14 protein-coding genes are annotated in these 18853 nt (G+C 73.4%); 8 read left to right on the forward strand and 6 right to left on the reverse strand.

Annotated elements, in window-relative coordinates; translation table 11 throughout:
- Positions 1-214 precede the first annotated feature (214 nt).
- The 3 genes from E1293_RS21935 to E1293_RS21945 are packed head-to-tail and all read right to left on the reverse strand — an operon-like array spanning position 215 to position 5424.
- Entirely contained in the window at positions 215-2776 is a 2562-nt protein-coding gene (locus E1293_RS21935; RefSeq protein ID WP_132199320.1) for a DUF6493 family protein, read from the reverse strand.
- A complete protein-coding gene (locus E1293_RS21940; protein ID WP_132199321.1) occupies positions 2773-4146 on the reverse strand; it encodes an SWIM zinc finger family protein in 1374 nt (457 codons plus the stop codon). The genes E1293_RS21935 and E1293_RS21940 overlap by 4 nt, the downstream gene beginning before the upstream one ends.
- A 39-nt stretch (positions 4147-4185) precedes the next feature.
- Positions 4186-5424, reverse strand: coding sequence for a LeuA family protein (locus tag E1293_RS21945; RefSeq protein ID WP_132199322.1), 1239 nt, complete (start codon positions 5422-5424; stop codon positions 4186-4188).
- Positions 5425-5490: 66 nt separating this feature from the next.
- On the opposite strand from E1293_RS21945, the gene E1293_RS21950 reads away from it, so the two are divergent.
- The 4 genes from E1293_RS21950 to E1293_RS21965 all read left to right on the forward strand — a co-directional run bounded on the left by E1293_RS21950 (position 5491) and on the right by E1293_RS21965 (position 8503).
- Positions 5491-6708: a citrate/2-methylcitrate synthase gene (locus E1293_RS21950; RefSeq protein WP_132199323.1), complete on the forward strand. Its 1218-nt coding sequence runs from the start codon at positions 5491-5493 to the stop codon at positions 6706-6708.
- Positions 6709-6771: 63 nt separating this feature from the next.
- Positions 6772-7128, forward strand: coding sequence for a hypothetical protein (locus E1293_RS21955; RefSeq protein WP_132199324.1), 357 nt, complete (start codon positions 6772-6774; stop codon positions 7126-7128).
- A 53-nt stretch (positions 7129-7181) separates the two neighbouring features.
- Positions 7182-7505 carry a DUF3817 domain-containing protein gene (locus E1293_RS21960; protein ID WP_132199325.1) on the forward strand — a complete coding sequence of 108 codons (324 nt, stop codon included), beginning with the start codon at positions 7182-7184 and terminating at the stop codon, positions 7503-7505.
- 74 nt (positions 7506-7579) lie between these two features.
- Complete coding sequence (locus E1293_RS21965; protein ID WP_132199326.1) at positions 7580-8503, forward strand: bifunctional helix-turn-helix transcriptional regulator/GNAT family N-acetyltransferase; 924 nt, start codon at positions 7580-7582, stop codon at positions 8501-8503.
- 640 nt (positions 8504-9143) lie between these two features.
- Here E1293_RS21965 and E1293_RS21970 read toward each other — a convergent pair.
- Positions 9144-10571, reverse strand: coding sequence for a DHA2 family efflux MFS transporter permease subunit (locus tag E1293_RS21970; RefSeq protein ID WP_132199327.1), 1428 nt, complete (start codon positions 10569-10571; stop codon positions 9144-9146).
- 111 nt (positions 10572-10682) lie between these two features.
- On the opposite strand from E1293_RS21970, the gene E1293_RS21975 reads away from it, so the two are divergent.
- A complete protein-coding gene (locus E1293_RS21975) occupies positions 10683-11327 on the forward strand; it encodes a TetR/AcrR family transcriptional regulator (protein ID WP_132199328.1) in 645 nt (214 codons plus the stop codon).
- Here E1293_RS21975 and E1293_RS21980 read toward each other — a convergent pair.
- Positions 11305-12567, reverse strand: coding sequence for an MFS transporter (locus E1293_RS21980; protein WP_243716386.1), 1263 nt, complete (start codon positions 12565-12567; stop codon positions 11305-11307). The genes E1293_RS21975 and E1293_RS21980 overlap by 23 nt on opposite strands.
- A gap of 509 nt (positions 12568-13076) precedes the next feature.
- Between E1293_RS21980 and lon the strand changes: the two genes are divergently transcribed.
- Together lon and E1293_RS21990 are read left to right on the forward strand one after the other, a co-directional pair.
- Positions 13077-15473 carry an endopeptidase La gene (gene lon / locus E1293_RS21985; RefSeq protein ID WP_132199330.1) on the forward strand — a complete coding sequence of 799 codons (2397 nt, stop codon included), beginning with the start codon at positions 13077-13079 and terminating at the stop codon, positions 15471-15473.
- A 98-nt stretch (positions 15474-15571) separates the two neighbouring features.
- Positions 15572-16090 (forward strand): VanZ family protein, encoded by a 519-nt coding sequence (locus E1293_RS21990; protein WP_132199331.1) that lies wholly within the window; start codon positions 15572-15574, stop codon positions 16088-16090.
- On the opposite strand, the gene E1293_RS21995 is transcribed toward E1293_RS21990, so the two are convergent.
- Complete coding sequence (locus tag E1293_RS21995; RefSeq protein ID WP_132199332.1) at positions 16087-17601, reverse strand: nitroreductase family deazaflavin-dependent oxidoreductase; 1515 nt, start codon at positions 17599-17601, stop codon at positions 16087-16089. The genes E1293_RS21990 and E1293_RS21995 overlap by 4 nt on opposite strands.
- A gap of 167 nt (positions 17602-17768) precedes the next feature.
- Here E1293_RS21995 and E1293_RS22000 point away from each other — a divergent pair, with 167 nt between their 5' ends.
- The gene (locus E1293_RS22000) at positions 17769-18779 is read left to right on the forward strand and encodes a Gfo/Idh/MocA family protein (protein ID WP_132199333.1); all 1011 of its coding nucleotides are present in this window, start codon (positions 17769-17771) and stop codon (positions 18777-18779) included.
- Positions 18780-18853: the final 74 nt, after the last annotated feature.

The following is an 18853-nucleotide window of genomic DNA, read 5'->3' on the forward strand; positions in this document are numbered from 1 at the left end:
GCCGGTGGCCTTGGCCGTGCGGTCGCGGTGGGCGGGGGTGTCGCGGAAGTGCAGTGAGACCACCCCTGTCTCGGTCTCACCGACGAGCAGGCGTCCGAGCACGGTGTCCACCGTGCCGAACGCGAGTGTCTCGGTCATCGTCGTCAGCGCTCCTTCCCGGCGGCTTCAGCGTCCCATACGGAAGCGACATTCCTTACAACACCGATGTGCGCGATCAGGTTGCGAGGGCGCGGTGCAGGCGGGCGGCCTCCTTCACCAGGCGGCTGGAACCGCCGCGCCCCGCCACGGCCTCGATCGCGGGCATGGTGCCCTGGGCGCCGGCGGCCTCGGCCGCGCGGGTGGCGAGGGCGATGAGGTCGGGGACGCCGGCGGCCGCGCGCTCGCCCGGGGCGGGCAGCGCGTGCGGGAGCGCCGCCTTGCTGATCGTCCAGACGTCGGCGTGGGCGCCCGCGTCGGCGGCCGCGGTGAGGGCCTTCACGGCGCGGGTCAGCGTGACGTGCTTCCCGACGGTCAGCCTCCCGAGGGCCGTGCCCGTCTCGGCGGCCGGGAGGCCGCCTCGCGCGCTGAGGGCGAGAACGGCTTCGGCGGCGTTGGCGCGCTGGTTCTGATGCCGGTTCGCGAGGGCGTAGGCGAGGAGCGTTCCGGTCGCGCTGCCCGCCGGGCCGTCCGCTTCCGCCAGGTCGAGCGCGATGATGCCCTGGTCCCGGTCGTCTTCGCCCGTGCCCGCCAGGTAGGGGACGAGATGCGCGGCGGCGACCTCGCGATGGGACGGCAGGACGGACACCCAGAACGTCGGGGACGCGTTGAAGTCCGGCCTTCCGGAGTCCGTCCGGTGCTCCTCGGGGAAGGCGCACAGGCGGGCGATGTCGGAATCGCCGCGCGCGGGGCCGGCGACGCCGCCTTCGGCGAGCCAGGACGCGATGGTGCGGCCGGCCTCGGAACGCAGGCCCCGCGCGCGCGACACGGCCGCCGGATCGATCTCGCGGGGGACGCGGACCATCGCCTGCGTGAGGTCGGCGCGGCCCGGCTCGACGCCCGCTGCTTCGAGGCGTTCGAGCCGCGCGACGAGGACGCCGGGGTCGACGTGGCCGCTGCCCTCGGTCGGCGTCGCGAGGAGGACGGGCACCTTCCCGACGGCGGACGCGATCTCCTCCCTCCGCAAGCTGAGAAAACGCTCGATCTGCGGAACGAACTCCGTCCCCGGCGTTCGGGAGCGTCCCTTGAGCAGGGAGGAGAGGGCGCCGAGCAGGCGGTGCGGCGGCGCCGGGCGCAGCAGGTTCAGCACCGGAGCCTGGACCCAGCTCCGCCGGATGTGGGCGCGCATGTACGAGTAGTCCTCGGTGTTCGTCATCCAGGGCGCCATGTCGCCGGCGGTCTTGCGGAGCGCTTCGCGGGTCGCCTCCGGGTCGCGGTAGGCGAACTCGACGAGCGCGGCGACGAAGCGTTCGGCCGCGCGCCACTCCTCGGCGGAACGCAGCAGGACGGCGAACTCCTCGACCAGTTCGGCGAGCGACCCGATCGGGGCGGGCGCCTCGCGGGCGACGAACGGCGGCGGGCCCATGGGCGCCTCCGGCTCGGCGGCCGCGTCGACCGCGCCGAACGCCGCCGCGATCGTCTCGCGCAGCGAGGGTGGGAGGCCGGCGGCGGCGCCGCGGACCTCCTCCTGGACGGCCTCGCCCGCGTGGTCCGCGTGCCGGGCGGTGAGCTTGACGGCGCGTTCCCGGAGGTCCAGGGAGTCGGAGGCGAACACGGCCGTGACGGCGCGCAGCGTGGCGTCGACCCGGCCGCGCTTGCGCGCCGACCGGTCGAGCCAGATCAGCGCGGCCTGGACGAGCTTCTTCTCAGGGCGGAACAGCACCGCGTCCACGGCCTCGTCGAACAGGCCCTCGTCGAGCCGTCCCAGCTCGTCGGCCCGGCGCAGCCTGCGCAGGGCCAGGTCGGCGACGGTCGAGGGGGCGGCGGGCAGGAGGCGGACGTAGTCGCGCACGCGGGCCGCCGTCTCGTCCTCGGTGGGCTCCAGCGCGTCGTGCAGGCGGACGAACCAGCGGAGGTCGCGGACGGTGCCGCCGCGCAGGAAGCGGCTTACGCAGCCGTCCAGGAGCATTGTCCGTTCGAGCCGGCCGGTCCGCGCCAGCGTGGCGAGTGCGTCGGCCCAGGTGCTTTTCCGGTCGCGGTCCCATTGGACTCTTGCCTGGTCCTCGGCGAGGGCGGCGCCGACACCGTCCACCTCGAACAGCTTCGGGGCGAGCGCGTCCAGGAACGGGTCGTCGGCGAGTCCGTGGGGGAGGGCGCCGTCGGCCACCCAGCCGACCACGAAGCCGTCGGTGTCCGGGGGCGCGGCGCCGGCCGACCTGGCGAACGTCGCCGCGATGTGCCAGAGCGTCCAGTCGCCGTCCGAGATGCGGATGCGGTCGGCGACGCGATGGGCGACCTCAGCGCGCCATTCGGCTGGCCGGTCGGACGTGACCGCGCCCAGCAGCGTGCAGAGGCGCGCGTAGCGGTCTCCGCTCCACCACAGGCGCAGGTCGCGCCGGCACAGCCACGTGGCCGCGGCCGCGGGTCCGCCGATCGTGGCCGCGCCGGCGAGGAGCAGCGGCTCCAGGACGTTCCGGTCGAGGAATCCGTAGGCCGACGCGGCGCGCATCGCCTTCAGCCGGCCGGGCAGCTCGTTGGCGACCTCGCGTCGGCCGGCGTCGTCGAGCCCGCCGACCAGCTCCGCCGTCCGTTCGACGTCGCCGGCGCCGATCGCCTTCTGCAGGTCGTCCCAGGTGCTCACCGCCCGGCCTCGACCTTCGCCTCGCGACGGACGATGCGGGCGGCCAGGACGTGCTTGCACGGCCCGCGCTCACCCCGATGGTCGAACCACCACGGGCACGTGCACGTCACCCTTTCGCCGTCGAAGCGGACCTGGCGCTCGCTGCCGTTGCTCAGCACGATCGCGGTGTCGTCGCCCGTGAAACGGACGGCGCCGTCCTCGACGAGCTTGCGCGCCGAGCGGAGCCTCGGGTTGAGGCCGGCCACGCGCGCCGGGTCGTAGGGCAGCTCGCGGTGGAAGAACGCGGCCTCCGCGGTGTCGAAACCGACGCGTCCGGACGTCCCCAGTTGGACGAGCGCCGCCTTCGTCCGCGCCGGGGAGAGCCCCGATCGCTCGGCGAGCAGGTCGGGCTCCACACGCGGTTCGAAGGACAGCAGCGCGCCGAGCAGGTCTGCGTCACCCGCGGCCTCGTCGGTCGACAGGGCGTCCAGCACGGCGCCCTCGCCGGAGAAACCACGCGAGTGCTGGGGCGACAGAGTGAGGACGTACCGCATGCCCGGAAGTTCCAGTTCCCAGACGCTCGACACGGGCCCGCTGCCGTTGGCGACGGACGGCCCGTAGACACGCATGGCCCGCGCGAAGCGGAGCAGCGGCAGCATGGTCCGCAGGCGGTCGGGCCCCGCCAGGCAGACCGCGCCCCTGGCCGGACGGGACGTGACCCGCAGCGTCCGCCCGGCGGGCACCGCCCACAGGGGCTCGCGCGACCTGCGCGGCAAGGAGCGCAGGAACCGCACCGCATCGGGCCCCTTCATCTCCCCGCGCAGGTCGAACCCGGCCGTGATGACCTGCACCTCGGCGAACCCGCGGAGCCACCGGTCGGGCAGCGGCACCTTCTTCTCCACGACGGCGCCGTCCATCGTGGTGACGGCCAGTTCCTCCGCGCCGACCGCCAGATGCAGCGGGTCGGACCCGCCCACCCGGGCGAGAGCCTCCCGCAGCGGCCCGTTCACGTCCACGTTCGTGGTGCCGCGCTCGTGCACCTCGCCGTCCAGCGCGGGCTCCAGGACGTCCAGCCGGGCGTAGACGCCGCCGCACGCCGAGAACGACTCCATCCGGATCCGGTCGCCGTTGCAGGTGACGACCGGATCCCGGAACGAGGTGGGGCGCGGCTGGAAGTACCGGGTCTGCGCGACGTCCGCCAGGGCGAGCAGCCCCGCCGCGGCCGGGGCCGCTTGCGTCAGCACCCCGCTGAAGAAGTGCGGATGGGCCTGCGGTCCGCTGCTCGTCGTCCCGCCGGACGTGGCCAGGCCCAGGAACCCCTCGTCCAGTCCGGAAGGCCGTGTGTAGGTGTAGGACTGTGCGGCCCCTGCCGCCACCGCGCTGCTCGCCATGCCGGAGAACGTAGAGCCGACCCCCGACAAATCCCTGGATCAGGGAATCTGGCCTGGGAAAAGCAGGGCGAGTTGGTGCGGGTAGGCGGCGATCAGGCGGAGTTCGTCGTCCGTCAAGGGGCGGCCCGTCTGGGCGTTGCACAGCTGGACGAGCTGGAAGGCCAGGTCCTCGTCGGCGGGCTCGATCCGCAGCCCGTCCATCACGTGCCTGAACCCGGCCTTGCCGCCGTACTCGCCGGTCAGCACGACGCGTCCCGCACGGGTGTGCCAGTCGTCCGGGAACGGGCCGAGGGTCTGCTCGTCGTACAGCTCGTAGTTGCCGTGGTCCTTCAGCGCGCCGTCCGCGTGGATGCCGGACTCGTGGGCGAACGCGTTCCGCCCGGCGCCGACCTGGTTGTAGGGGAGCGGCTGGCCGAACGCGTAGCTCGCCCACAGTGCGAACCGGCGCGCCCACGTGAGGTCGATCGGATCGCCGAACTCGGCGCGTCCCTCTAGGCCGAAGCCGTGGCGGAACGCCAGGATCGTCGACAGCAGGTCCGCGTTGCCCGACCGCTCGCCGATGCCGTTCACGCATGTGTTGATCCATGCGTCCTGGCCCGCCTCAAGGTCGCCCAGCGCGCCGCTGACGGAGTTGGCCACGGCCAGGCCGAGGTCGTTGTGGCAGTGCGTCTCGACCGGTAGCCCTACGGCAGACGCCAGTTTGGCGAACCGCTCCCTGATGCGCTCCGGGGTGTCGCCCCCGATCGTGTCGCAGTACCGGACGCGGTCGGCACCGGCCTCCTTCGCGGCGAGCGCGAACTCGGTGAGGAACCCGTCGTCGGTGCGCGACCCGTCCTCGGCGTTGACCCCGACCGTCTCCGCGCCCCCCGTCTTGGCCGCGCGGACGGCCGCCACCATCTCCCGGACGATCGCGGTCCGGTCGAGCCGGCCCCGGAACTTGTTGGCGAGCATGTAGTCGGACGTCGAGATGGACAGGTTGTAGTGCGCCAGGCCGGCGTCGCCCGCCCGCACCCGGACGGCCTTCTCCACGTCCTGTGCGACGCCCCGGCACCACCCCGACAGGCGCAGGTCCCCGAACGCGCCCGCCTCCGCCAGCGCGATCTGCGCCCGGACGTAGGGGACCTCGTGGAACAGGAACGGGAAGCCGATCTCCGACTGCGCCACGCCCAGCCGCCCCAGATAGAAGTTGACCATCGTCTTGCCGAACTTGGACAGCCCGGTCCGGGCCGTCTGGACGCCGTCGCGGTTGGTGACGTCCAGGAAGTGAATCTGTGGCATGCCCACAGATTGACACTTGCATCTATATGTATCAATATTGACGATAATCAATATGAAACGAGTGGCATGAGCGAGAACGACGAGGCCGGCGGGTGGCTCGACGCCAAGGCCGCCGCCGAGCGCCTCGGTGTGAAACCCGCCACGCTGTACGCGTACGTGAGCCGCGGCGTCCTGCGGCGCAGGCAGGCGCCGGACGGCCGCCGCAGCCTCTTCGACGCCGCCCAGGTGGAGGACCTCGCCAGGCGCGGGAAGCCGCGCCGCCCGCCCGGGCCGGGCGAGCTGGCGATCGAGTCCGCGATCACCGCGCTCGGCGCCGACCGCCCGTTCTACCGGGGCCGCGACGTCCTCGGCCTGGCGGAGGCCCGCGCGTTCGAGGACGTCGCCGGCTGGCTGTGGACGGGCCGCGACGAGGCCGGGGAGACCTGGCGGGCCCACGCCGGCGGCGTCGCCGCGGCCGGCGCGGCCCAGTCCGGGCTGCCGCCCGATCTCCTTCCGCTGGACCGGCTCCAGCTGATCGTCACCGCGCTCGCCGCGACCGACCCGCTGCGCCACCACCTCGACCCCGACGGCGTCATCGCGACCGGGCGCGCCCTGATCGCCGGCCTCGTCGAAGCGCTGCCCGCCGCGAACCGGGCCCCGGACACGGGACGGATCGCCGAGCGCCTCTGGAACCGCCTCTGCCCGCACCCGCCGCGGGACGGCGGGCTGCTCCGCGCCCTGGAGGCGGCCATGATCCTGCTGGCCGACCACGAGCTGGCCGCGTCCACGGTCGCGGCGCGCGTGGCCGCGTCGGTGCGCGCCGACCCGTACGCCGTCGTCGCGTCCGGGCTCGGCGTGCTGAGCGGGCCGCTGCACGGCGGCGCGTCCTACGGCGCGGAACGCCTGATCGCCGAGGTCGGCGACCCGGCCTCCGCGTCCCGGGTGGTCGGGGAGCGGCTGCGCGGCGGGGAGCGCATCCCCGGGTTCGGGCACGTCGTGTACAAGTCCGGTGACGGGCGCGCCGCGCTGCTGCTGGACCTCGTCCGGGCCGCGGCGCCCGGACACGGCCGGCTCGCCGCCGCCGAGGCCGTCCTGGCCGAGACCGCCCGGCGCCGCCTGCCCACCGCCAACATCGACTTCGCGGTGGCGGCGCTGGGCGCGGTCGCCGGGTTCGTCCCCGGGGCGGGGGAGGCCGTCTTCGCCGTCGCCCGCACCGCCGGATGGCTCGCGCACGCGCTGGAGGAGTACGGCCGGCGCAGCCCGCTCCGTCCCCGCGCCGTCTACGTCGGCCCGCCGCCCGGCTGACCGCCCGTGCGCCCAGGCGGGGTCGGGGACGCCGTGCGGGGGACCGAGGGTAGGCTCGGTGGCGTGCGACGGTTCCTCACCCCAGGCTGGCTCGGGCTGCACGCGCTGGCGATAGCGCTGTGCGGCGCGTTCATCGGCTTCGGCTGGTGGCAGTTCGACCGGGCGCAGGGCGGCAACGACCGCAGCTGGGCCTACACGTTCGAGTGGCCGATCTTCGCGATCTTCGTGATCGTCATGTGGGTCAAGATGATCCGGGACGAGCGGGCCGGCGTGCAGCCGGCCCCGAAGGTGATCGAGGAGCCCGCGGAGGCCGCGGTCAAGCGGGAGATCATCCGGCGGCAGGAGGAAGAGGACCCCGCCCTCGCGGCCTACAACCGCTACCTCGCCCGGCTCAACTCGCAGAGTCGCGGACGCGGCTGACCCCGTCCGCGGGGAACGCGCCTCGCGGGTCCGTCAAGAAAGGTGTGGCTCCTGTGGAAGGCGCGGTGACCAGGTACCGGATCCTGGCGCTGATCGTCGGCACCCTGCTGGTGCTGCTGGCGATCGGCATGGTCCTGAAGTACGGTCCCACCGACATGCCGGCGCTGGCGGGCATCGTCGCGCCCGTCCACGGCCTCGTCTACATGGTCTACCTGGTGGCCGCCTACGACCTGTGGCGCCGGACGGGCTGGCCGCTGTCCCGGATGGTGCTGATCGTGCTGGGCGGCGTCGTCCCGCTGATGACCTTCTTCGTGGAGCGCAAGGTCGTCCACGACGCGCGCGTCCTGCCGCCCGCCAAGGCCGAGGCGAACGCCTGACCGCCCCCGGGGACTGGTGTGCGGCCGCTCCCATCGCCTAATGTTTGACTGAGTCAAGCATTGGGAGGGTGGACATGGAGGTGACCCAGGAGGACGTCGGCACGGTCCGCGCGTTCAACCGCTTCTACACCGGGGTGATCGGCGTGCTCGGCGAGGGGCTCGTCCGGTCGCCGTACTCGCTCACCGAGGCGCGGGTGATCTTCGAGCTGGCGCAGCGGGAGGACACCGAGGTGCTCGCCCTGCGCCGCGCCCTCGGCCTCGACGCCGGCTACCTCAGCCGGATGCTCACCCGCTTCGAGACCGACGGCCTCGTCGCCCGCGAGCGCGCGGTCGGCGACGCCCGGCGCCAGATCGTCCGGCTCACCGCGCGGGGCCGCGAGGTGTTCGCGATGCTGGACGAGCGGTCCGTCGCCGAGATCCGCGAGCTGCTGGACGAGCTGGCCCCCGCCGACCGCGGCCGCCTGCTGACCGCGATGCGCTCCATCCACGGCATCCTCGGCGACCGCCCGGCCGGGGACGCGTTCGTCCTGCGCGCGCTGCGTCCCGGCGACCTCGGCTGGGTGGTGGGGCGCAACGGCGCCCTCTACGACGTCGAATGCGGCTGGGACCGGACCTACGAGGCCCTGGTCGCCTCCGTCGTCGCCGACTACGTGCGCGGCCACGACCCGGAGCGCGAGAACGCCTGGATCGCCGAGACCGGCGGAGTGCGGCTGGGCGCGGTGTTCTGCGTCCGGCGCGAGGACGACGTCGCGCAGCTCCGCCTCCTGCACGTCGAACCCGACGCCCGCGGTATGGGCGTCGGGGCCGCGCTGGTGGGGGAGTGCGTCCGGTTCGCCGCCGAGACCGGCTACGGCGAGATCATGTTGTGGACCACGGCGCTCCAGCGTCCCGCGCACCGCCTCTACGAGCGGGCGGGTTTCGTCCTGGAAGAGGAGGAGCCCGCGGTGGAGCGCTTCGGGGACGTCGTGCACGGTCAGGTCTGGCGCAAGAAGCTGTGAGCCGGACCCCGTGGACGGTGTCGCGCCTCCACGGGGTCCGGCTCCGCAGCGATCCCTACTGCGTGGCGGCCGGGACGGGGGTCGGACGGAGTTCCGGCCGCCGCTGTCTCACCGGCGAAGCGCCGGTTCCTCTCGGGGCTGATTCCCACCTCCCTTCCGCGCCGCGCCGGGCGCGGGCGATCGCCCGGCGTTAGGGGGAGGGCGCCGCGTGGGCGCCCGGAAGCCTGCGGCCGGACCGGCGGCACGGCTGCGCGCCGCCGCCGGCCCGGCCGTTCGGGACACCGGTGCCGCGGGGGCGAGCGGTACCGGGCCCAGGGGGAGACGATGGCGCCGGGCCGGTCCGGTACGGCCGAGGACCCGAGGTGTGCCGCCGCGCGCCGCCGCCCCGGCGACCGCTGGGGGGCGGTGCCGGCCGCGGTGCGGCGCGCCGTGGACGTCCTCGGCCGTACGGACCGGGCCGCGCGGGGGAAGGAGTGGCGAGGCGGGCCGGATCTCACGCCGCGTGCGGTGCATCCGCCGCCTCCCTTCTCACGACCTGGAGCTTTACCGCCCCAAGATTCTTCGTTCACCCTGTGTCACGATCTCGTTGCGATAAGTACCCGCTGGTCATGCGCGCGTAAACCGGCGCCCGCGCAAAGAATCAAGATCGCGAAGTCGCCTTTACCTCGGCATTGCCCGAGGTCGCGGGTGCGGGCGCCGGCCGGCCGGGCAGCCCGGCGGTGCCGGCCAGCAGCACCGCGATGGCGGCGGCGCCGAACCACGCCACGCCGTGGAACCCGGCCACCGGGCCGCCGTCCGCCTGCTGGACGATCAGCGCGACGGCCGCGATGCCGGCCGAGGCGCCGAGCTGGTTGAGCATGTAGAGCACCGAGCTGCCCTGCGGGACGAGTTCGGGCGGCAGCGTCCGGTACAGCGCGCCCATCGTCGGCGCCCCGACGCAGCCGAGCCCCACGCCGACGGCGAGCGCGGCGAGGGACGTCCAGATCTCGTCGGCGCCCGCCGTGACGCGCGTGAAGGCCAGCATGCCGAGCAGCGCCAGCGCCGCGCCGCCCTGGGCGAGCGCCCGGGACCCGGCGCGGTCGGACAGGCGTCCCGCCACCGGCATGGCGAGGGCGCCGCCGAGCCCGACGGGCGTGACCAGCAGGCCGGCCGCGAGGGCGCCGTGCCCGTGGGCCTGCTGGTAGTACAGCGGCAGCATGAACAGGGCGGCGAAGGTGCCGAGCCCGGTCAGCGTCATGACGGTGACGCCGGCGGTGAACGACGCGCGGGCGAACAGCCGGACGTCGATGAGCGGCGGCGTCCGGCGGACCCGCAGCGCGTGCACGGCGTACCCGGCGAGCAGCGCGACGGCGGCGGCGAGGGGGACCAGCGGCTGCCAGGCCGGGTGCCCGACGGCCCGGGAGAGGGCGAGGATCCCGGCCGCGAACCCGGGGCCGAGCAGCGCCAGCCCCGCCACGTCGAGCCGGGCGCGCGGGGTGCCGGACGCGGGGGAGTCCGCCAGGACGCGCCTCGCCAGCAGCAGCGCGACCAGGCCGACCGGCAGGTTGATGAGGAACATCCACCGCCAGCCGAGCGCGTCCAGCACGACCCCGCCCACGATGGGGCCGGCGACCGGTCCGAGGGACAGGATGAGGCCCATCAGGCCCATGACCCGTCCCGCGCGGGCGGGTCCGGCGGCGCGGGCGAGCAGGACCAGCACCAGCGGGTCGATGATCCCGGCGCCGATCCCCTGGAGGACGCGGAAGGCGATCAGGCTGCCCACGTCCCAGGCCAGCGCCGAGGCGAGCGACCCGGCCAGGAACACCGCCAGCCCGCCGAGCCAGAGCCGCCGTGCCCCGACCCGGTCCACCGCCCACGAGGTGACCGGGATCGCGACGGTCAGGGCCAGCAGGTAGGCGGTGGAGACCCAGCCGACCGCGCCCAGCGAGGTGCCGAACTCGGCGACGAGGGTGTCCGCCGCGACGGCGACCATCGTCCCGTCCAGGATCCCCATGATCCCGCCGAGCAGGACCGCCGCGATCAGCCACCGCAGCGCCCGGTCGAACCGGCCGGTGTCCGTGTCGTCCATGCGTCATCTCCCAACTTGGACTTGTCAGTCTGGAAAAGAAGACTAGACAGACTTGCTTGCGCAAGTCCATCCGACCAGACTCGTGAGTCCAATTCGGGTAGGCTGGCGGGCATGAGCGCAGTGGGAGCAGGGGATCTCACCGGATCGCGTGGGCGCATCGACAAACGGCAGGCCATCCTCGACGCGGCGTTCGCCGTGTTCGCCCGGGAGGGGTACGCCCAGGCCGGGGTGGACGCGATCGCCGCCGAGGCCGGCGTCGCCAAGGCCACCGTGTACAACCACTTCGGTGACAAGGAGACCGTGCTCCGCCAGACGGTCGGGCTCCTGGCGGAGCAGGCGCTCGCGCAGAACCTGGCCGCCGTCGGGCGCCTGACCGACACCGGCGGCGACCTGCGGGCGCTGCTGGAGGACGTCGGCCTCAGCCTCGCCCACTGCTACTGCGACGAGCGCTCCTGGACGCTGCGCCGCCTGCTGCTCAGCGAGTTCAGCCGCTTCCCCGACCTGCTCGGCCTCGTCTTCGGGCAGGTGAACGACCGGGTGATCGAGGCCCTCGCCGACCGCCTGGCGCGGCTGGCCCTCGCCGGCCGCCTGCACGTCACCGACCCGGTCGCCGCCGCCGAGCAGTTCGCGGCCCTGCTGGGGTCGCCCCTCGACAAGCGCACCCGGCTCGGCACCCGGGACGTTTCCGACGAGGAGATCCGCGCCGTCGTCTCGGCGGCGGCCGGCACGTTCCTCAAGGCCTTCGCGGCGCCCTGAGCGGCGGGTCGTCCACCGGCTCGGCCTGCCCGCCCGTCCGGGCCGCCGCCGTGGTGCGGCGGTGTAGGAGGTGGCGGGCCAGCGCCAGGACCGCGAGGAAGGCCACGAGTGCGCAGAGGCCCGTCCAGCCGGACCGGGTGTAGGCGGTGGCGCCGAGCCACGAGCCGGTGCTGCCGCCCAGGAACGCGCAGGTCATGTAGGCGGTGTTGATGCGGCTGCGGGCGTCCGGGCGCAGCGCGAAGATCCGCGCCTGGTTCGCGATCATGCCGGACTGCATCGCCACGTCCAGCAGCAGCGTCCCGGCGCCGAGCGCCACGAGCCCGGCCGCGCCGCCGAGGGTGCCGAACGCCAGGACCCCGGCGGACGCGAGGGTCCCGAGGATCGCGACGAGGCTGACGGGGTCCGATCCCCGGCGGTCGACCTGGCGTCCCGCGACGGGCATCGCGACCATGGTGCCCGCGCTGACCAGCGCCAGGACGCCGACCGCCTGCGCGCCCAGCCCGTACACCGGGCCGGTGAGCAGCAGCGCGACCCCCGTCCACACCGCCTGGAAGCCGCCGAAGACCGTCGCCTGGTAGAAGCACGACCGGCGCAGCTCGGGCTCCTGCCGCAGCAGCCGCAGCGGCGCGGCCAGCAGCGCCGGGTACGGCTGCCGCGAGGGCGGGACGGTCGCCGGCAGGACGAACGCCAGCGCCACGGCGATCGACAGCGCGACGACCGCGGCGATCAGGTACGGCGCACGCCAGCCGAGCCACTCGCCGGCCAGGCCGCCGAACGTCCGGGCCAGCAGGATGCCGCCGATCGACCCGGCCAGCAGCGTCCCCATGACCGCGCCGCGCCGGTCGTCCGGCACGAGCCCGGCCGCCATCGGCGCGATGACCTGCGCGATCACGGTGGTGACGCCGACCAGGGCGCTCGCGCCGATGAGGCCCGGAAGCGCGGGCGCGCCGGCCGCGCCGAGCAGGCCCGCGCCGGTCACGCCCAGCATGACGACGATGAGCGGGCGGTGCGGCAGCCGGTCCCCGAGCGGCACCAGCAGGAAGTTCCCGGCCGCGTACCCGAACTGCGCGGCGGTCACCACCAGGGCGGCCGAGTCCGGCGACACGTCCAGCCCGGACGCCACGAGCGGGCTGACCGCCTGCGGGAAGTAGATGTTCCCCACGGCGACGCCGCAGGTCAACGCGAGAAGAAAGATCACCCGGCGGCCGAGGGCGGCCGCAGGTGGCACAGAAGACGACACGGATGCTCCATGCATTCGACACCGGCGCATGCTTCGCGCAGGCAGGCCTGGCGGGACGATCCCCGCGTGGGACTCGCCTCGGCGTCGTGGAGCGCGGTGCCGGCTAGGCCGCCGCGCGCTCCGCCGCCGAGAAGCCGGTGGACCAACGAGCGGCGGTGTGCACGAGCAGCCTCCTGGGTGGCGTTCAGAGCATCGCGCCGACCCTGGCACGCGGGGCCGGGAACGCGCAACGCGATTTCCGGCATCCCGGCCTCATGACCCTGGCGTCGGCGAGGGACGGTCGCAGCCGGCGGCCCGCGTGCGGGAACACCCTTGGGGCCGGGACGTTCTACGGAGTGTGGGGTTTGGTCGCCGGCATGTGTCGGACGCCGGGACCACGGCAACGTCGCCGCCCTCGCCGGGTGATCGCTGAGAGCGAACGTTGCTGCGGAAACAAAATGCTGCTCCGTTTTCTTGAGTGAGAGTGACTCAACTTGAGGTTGGGTCTTCCAACGGACTTGGAGCTGAGCATGAGCGAGACCCTGACGCTGCCGGTGCTGCCCCTTGAGGACGGGGTCGTTCTGCCCGGCATGGTGGTTCCGCTGGACCTGTCCGAGAGCGGCGAGGTGCGGGCCGCCATCGAGGCCGCGCGGGCGGTGACGCAGTCCAAGGGGCCGGGCATCCGGTCGGTGAGCAAGCCGCGGGTGCTGCTGGTCCCCAGGCTGCACGGGCAGTACGCCGGCATCGGCACGCTCGGCGTGATCGAGCAGGAGGGGCGGCTGCCCGGCGGCGAGCCGGGCGCGGTCGTCCGCGGCGTGCAGCGGGTGCGGATCGGCACCGGCACGACCGGGCCGGGCGCGGCGCTGTGGGTCGAGGGCACCGCGGTCGAGGCGCCGCCGGCGTCCGGCCGGGCGCAGGAGCTGGCGAAGGAGTACAAGGGCCTGGTCAGCGCGATCCTGCAGAAGCGCGGTGCCTGGCAGGTCGTGGACGTGGTGCAGCAGATCGACGACCCGTCCACGCTGGCCGACAACGCCGGGTACGCGCCGTACCTGACCGACGAGCAGAAGATCGAGGTCCTGGAGACCACCGATGTGGTGGAGCGCCTTGAGCTCGTGATCGGGTGGACGCGCGACCACCTCGCCGAGCTGGACGTGGCGGAGACGATCCGCAAGGACGTCCAGGAGGGCATGGACCGGACGCAGCGGGAGTTCCTGCTGCGGCAGCAGCAGGAGGCCATCCGCAAGGAGCTGGCCGAGCTGAACGGCGACCCCGCCGACGAGGAGGACGACTACCGGGCCCGGATCGAGGCCGCGAACCTCCCCGAGAAGGTGCGCGAGGCGGCGCTGAAGGAGGTCGACAAGCTGGAGCGGTCGTCCGACGCGTCGCCGGAGGGCGGCTGGATCCGCACGTGGCTCGACACGGTCCTCGACATCCCGTGGAACGAGCGGACCGAGGACGCCTACGACATCGCGGGCGCGCGGGAGATCCTGGACACCGACCATGCAGGGCTGGACGACGTGAAGGAGCGCATCGTCGAGTACCTGGCCGTGCGCAAGCGGCGTGAGGACCGTGGCCTCGGTGTCGTGGGCGGACGCAGGAGCGGTGCGGTGCTGGCTCTGACCGGTCCTCCTGGCGTGGGCAAGACCTCGCTTGGCGAGTCGGTCGCGCGCGCCATGGGGCGCAAGTTCGTTCGCGTCGCCCTGGGCGGCGTCAGGGACGAGGCCGAGATCCGCGGTCACCGCCGTACCTACGTGGGCGCGCTTCCCGGACGCATCGTCCGGGCCGTTCGCGAGGCCGGTTCGATGAACCCGGTCATCCTGCTGGACGAGGTCGACAAGGTCGGCGCCGACTACAGGGGCGACCCCACCGCGGCGCTGCTGGAGGTCCTCGACCCCGAGCAGAACCACACCTTCCGGGACCACTACCTGGAGGTGGAGCTCGACCTCAGCGACGTGCTCTTCCTCGCCACCGCGAACGTGGTGGAGGCCATCCCCGGGCCGCTGCTCGACCGGATGGAGCTGGTGGAGCTGGACGGCTACACCGAGCACGAGAAGGTCACGATCGCCCGCGACCACCTGCTGCCGCGCCAGCTCGACAAGGCGGGGCTGGAGGCGTCCGAGGTCGGCTTCGGCGACGACGCGCTGCGGCTGCTGGCGGCCGAGTACACCCGGGAGGCCGGTGTCCGGTCCCTGGACCGCTCGATCGCGCGGGTGCTGCGCAAGGTCGCCGCGAACGTCGCGCTGGAGAAGGCCGCGCTGCCGGTCCGGATCGGCGCCGACGACCTGAAGGACTACCTGGGCCGGCCCCGGTTCACCCCGGAGGTCGAGCTGAGCAGGAACGAGCGCCGCACCGGCGTGCCGGGCGTGGCGACGGGCCTCGCGGTCACCGGCGCCGGCGGCGACGTCCTCTACATCGAGGCGTCGCTGGCCGACAAGGAGACCGGCGACACCGGCGTGACGCTCACCGGGCAGCTCGGCGACGTCATGAAGGAGTCGGCCCGGATCGCGCTGTCCTACCTGCGCTCGCGCGGCGCGGAGCTGGAACTGCCGGTCGGCGACCTGAAGGACCGCGGCGTGCACGTCCACGTGCCCGCCGGCGCGATCCCGAAGGACGGCCCGAGCGCGGGCATCACCATGACGACGGCCCTGGCGTCCCTGCTGTCGGGACGGCCGGTCCGCACGGACGTGGCGATGACCGGCGAGGTGTCGCTGACCGGGCGGGTGCTGCCGATCGGCGGGCTGAAGCAGAAGCTGCTGGCCGCGTCGCGGCTCGGCATCACCACCGCGATCGTGCCGAAGCGCAACGAGCCGGACCTTGAGGACGTCCCGGCCGAGGTGCTGGAGAACATGACCGTCTTCACGGTCAGCGACGTCCGCGAGGTGCTTGACCTGGCCCTGGAGCCGGCCACCGCCGTGGTCGCCGCCTGACCGGCGGTGCCGTCCGAAACGCCCGTGCCGGGTTCGTCCCCGGTACGGGCGTTTTGGCGGCAACCCGGGATTCGGTCGGCCCGAAATGCCCGCCACGCATGGTGCCGGACGGCACGGGGACACCGGGCGGGGTGTTGATGGCAATGTGGCAGCCCGCGCCGGCGGGCGAACGAGTTCCGTGGTACATCGTCGTCCTGCGCGCGGTCGTCGTGACCGTCGCGCTGGGCTTTCTCTGCGTCTTCTTCTATTTCGCGTTCAGGCTCACGCTGACGCCCGTCCACGACAACGGGCAGGCGGGCGGGAACACCGATCCGGGCCGTTCACTGCGTTTCTACATGGACCGCCCCACCAAGGATGCGCTCCTGCAGATCGGCGGCAACCTGGCCCTCCTCGCGCCCTTGGGCGTGCTGCTTCCCCTCGTCTGGACGACCCTCCGCGGCCCGATACGGCTGGCCCTGCTGACCGGACTGTTCTCCCTGGCCATCGAGACGATCCAGGGCGCTTTCGTGATGGGACGCGCTTTCGACATCGACGATGTCATCCTCAATGTCGCCGGTGTGCTGCTGGCCTATCTGCTCCTTGGCCGGCGCCTGTCAAGAACGGTTCGCGGCACTTAACGGGGAGTCAGGCGGAAGACTCTGAGTTCCCGGTCGGTGCGTTCCACGTAACGGTCGTAGACGGGCCAGACCGTGGTGAGCCGGGGCCAGATCTCCTTGCGCTCCGTGTCGTCCAAGAGGTGGGCGGTGACGGGGACGGAACGGCCCTGGAAACTGACGTCCGCATCGGGATTCTTGATGAGGTTCCCCGTCCAGGCGGGGTGCTTCTCGCGGCCGAAGTTGGAGCCGACGACGTACCAGCCGCCGTCCGGGATGGGCAGGCACGCGAGCGGGGTCTGCCGCTGGAGGCCGCTGACGGCGCCGGTCGACGTCAGGACGAGGCTCGGGACGAGCAGCTGCCCGAGCATGAGGCGGCCCCCACTGAGCTTGTGCAGCCTCCTGTCGACGGGCGGCACGACCTTGGGGCCCACCTTGGAGAACCATTCGGCGCCTGAGACCCGCTGGAAGACGGGTCCGAACGTGCGCTGGATGAGGGTCGGCATAGGGGTCTTCTCCTTGGGGGCGAGCCGTCCCGCCCGGCGTGGGTTCAGGTGGCCGTTCTGGGCCAGCCACCGCAGCCCGTCCGCGACGGTCTCCTCCACGGGACGCAACGTGAGATCGAGAGCGTCCAGGATGGGGCGGTCGTCGGTCGGCACCAGCGTCACCATGAACTCGGCGGCGTCACGGGTGAGCGGGTAGTCGAAGTGGTGGACGCGCTTGGCCGCGTCCAGCGCGGAACCCAGTTCGAGCATGAGGCGGCTGGGGACGCGTATACGGCGGCACTTCACGCCGGTGAGGCGGTCGCAGAGGTCGGCGTACTGGGGCCAGGTCAGGTAGTGCCCGCCGAGCACCCAGCGGCTCGGCCCCTGCCGCGCCTCCACGGAACGTGCCAACGCCTCGCCCAGGTCACGGACGTCGATGACGGAGACGCCGCCGCCCGGAAGCGGCCACACCTTGCCGAGCGCGGCGGCGAGGCCCTCCATGAGCGCGTCCAGCACCGGCTGGTCCGGGCCGCACACGCCGCCCGGGTAGACGATCGTGACCGGTGCGCCGTCCGCTTGCAGGCCGCGCACGTAGCGCTCGGCCGCGAGCTTGGACTTGCCGTAGTCGGTGCGCGGGCTCGCCAGAGCGTCCCCGGCGGTGATGACCGGGCCGTTCGGCGGCACGAACACCCCGATCGTCGACACGTGGACGACGGGGGAGAGGCCCTGGGCGACCGCTCCGCCGACCACGTTGCGGGTGCCGCGGACGTTGACCTCGACCAGGTCGCCGGCACCGCCGGTCACCCCGATCGCGGCGGCCGTGTGGATCGCGGCCTCGCAGCCTTTGAGCGCCTGCGACACCGCGTCCGCGTCCAGCATGTCCCCCTGGACGAACTCCACGTCCTCGGCCGCGACACCGATCGACCGCAGCACCCGGGCCGCCTTCCGGGCGTCGCGGACGAGCGCGCGCGGCCGGTGCCCGGCGGCCAGCAGGGCGCGGACGGTGTGGGACCCGACGAACCCGGAGGCGCCGGTGACGAAGATCCGCATGGCACAAAACTAGCGTTTGCTAACCACGCGCCGGCGGCCGCCGCCCGCTTAACGGCCTCGTTTTCGGACACCTCCATTACCGGGGAGGCGGACAGCCGGCCGTTGACGCGTCTGGAACGCTCCATCAGACTCGTGACTCCACCTGACCGCCGACCGGGAGGGGATCGATGAGGATCGGATTGGCCGGCGCGGGGCGCATCGGTGCGCGCCACGCCGCGGCCCTGTACGACGTGCCTGAAGTGGAGTCGCTGGTCATCGCCGACGCCGATCCGGGCCGCGCCCGCGATCTCGCGGCGCGGCTGCCGGCACCGGATCGCGTCACCGCGCTGGACACCGTCGAGGGGCTCTTCTCCGCCGGCCTGGACGGGCTGATCGTCGCGGCGGCCACGGACGCGCACGCGGACCTGGTCGACCGCGCGGTGCGCGCCCGGATCTCCGTCTTCTGCGAGAAACCGCTCGCCGCCGACCTCGATGGAACGTTCCAAGTCGTCCGGGCGGCGGCCGGCGCCGACGTCCCGGTGCAGGTCGGCTTCCAGCGCCGGTTCGACGCCGGGAACGCGGCGGCGCGCGAGGCCCTCGCGTCCGGGCGGCTCGGCTGGCTGCACACCGTCCGGTCGTCCAGCTTCGACCCGGCGCCGCCGCCCGCCGAGTACGTCCCGTCGTCGGGCGGCCTGTTCCGCGACTGCGTCATCCACGACTTGGATCTGATCCGGTTCGTCACGGGACGCGAGGTCGTGCGGGTGATGGCCGCGGGCGCCAACCGCGGCGACGACTTCTTCCGCGAGTACGGCGACATCGACACCGGGTCCGCGCTGCTGATCCTGGACGACGGGACGCTCGGCCAGGTCGCGGCCACCCGCTACAACGCCGCCGGGTACGACGCGCGGCTGGAACTGTTCGGGTCCAAGGACAGCGTCATCACCGGCCTGGACGACCGCACGCCCGTGACCGCGCTGCCCGAGCAGGGCGAGGCGCCGAGGGCCGCCTACAGCGGGTTCATGGAGCGCTTCTCCGACGCCTACGACGCCGAGTTGCAGGCCTTCGTGGACCTCGTGGCGGGACGCCGCGCGAACCCGTGCCCTCCCGAGGAGGCCCTGGAGGCGTTCTACCTCGCCGAGGCGTGCGAGCTGTCCATGCGGCAGGGGCGGATCGTCGGCATCGAAGAGGTACGGCGGTGAAGGTCGCGGGCGCACCGATCTCGTGGGGCGTGTGCGAGGTGCCCGGCTGGGGCCACCAGATGGAGCCCGTGAGA

The sequence above is a fragment of the Actinomadura darangshiensis genome, assembly GCF_004349235.1.
GTDB classification, from domain to species: Bacteria; Actinomycetota; Actinomycetes; order Streptosporangiales; family Streptosporangiaceae; genus Spirillospora; species Spirillospora darangshiensis.

What these genes read in the sequence shown, in the direction of transcription:
- E1293_RS21965 (WP_132199326.1), top strand. Translation starts at nt 7,580, where the DNA reads ATGGAGGTGACCCAGGAGGACGTCGGCACGGTCCGCGCGTTCAACCGC.
- E1293_RS21970 (WP_132199327.1), bottom strand. Translation starts at nt 10,571, where the DNA reads ATGGACGACACGGACACCGGCCGGTTCGACCGGGCGCTGCGGTGGCTG.
- E1293_RS21940 (WP_132199321.1), bottom strand. Translation starts at nt 4,146, where the DNA reads ATGGCGAGCAGCGCGGTGGCGGCAGGGGCCGCACAGTCCTACACCTAC.
- E1293_RS21995 (WP_132199332.1), bottom strand. Translation starts at nt 17,601, where the DNA reads ATGCGGATCTTCGTCACCGGCGCCTCCGGGTTCGTCGGGTCCCACACC.
- E1293_RS21990 (WP_132199331.1), top strand. Translation starts at nt 15,572, where the DNA reads ATGGTGCCGGACGGCACGGGGACACCGGGCGGGGTGTTGATGGCAATG.
- E1293_RS22000 (WP_132199333.1), top strand. Translation starts at nt 17,769, where the DNA reads ATGAGGATCGGATTGGCCGGCGCGGGGCGCATCGGTGCGCGCCACGCC.
- E1293_RS21950 (WP_132199323.1), top strand. Translation starts at nt 5,491, where the DNA reads ATGAGCGAGAACGACGAGGCCGGCGGGTGGCTCGACGCCAAGGCCGCC.
- E1293_RS21945 (WP_132199322.1), bottom strand. Translation starts at nt 5,424, where the DNA reads ATGCCACAGATTCACTTCCTGGACGTCACCAACCGCGACGGCGTCCAG.
- lon (WP_132199330.1), top strand. Translation starts at nt 13,077, where the DNA reads ATGAGCGAGACCCTGACGCTGCCGGTGCTGCCCCTTGAGGACGGGGTC.
- E1293_RS21975 (WP_132199328.1), top strand. Translation starts at nt 10,683, where the DNA reads ATGAGCGCAGTGGGAGCAGGGGATCTCACCGGATCGCGTGGGCGCATC.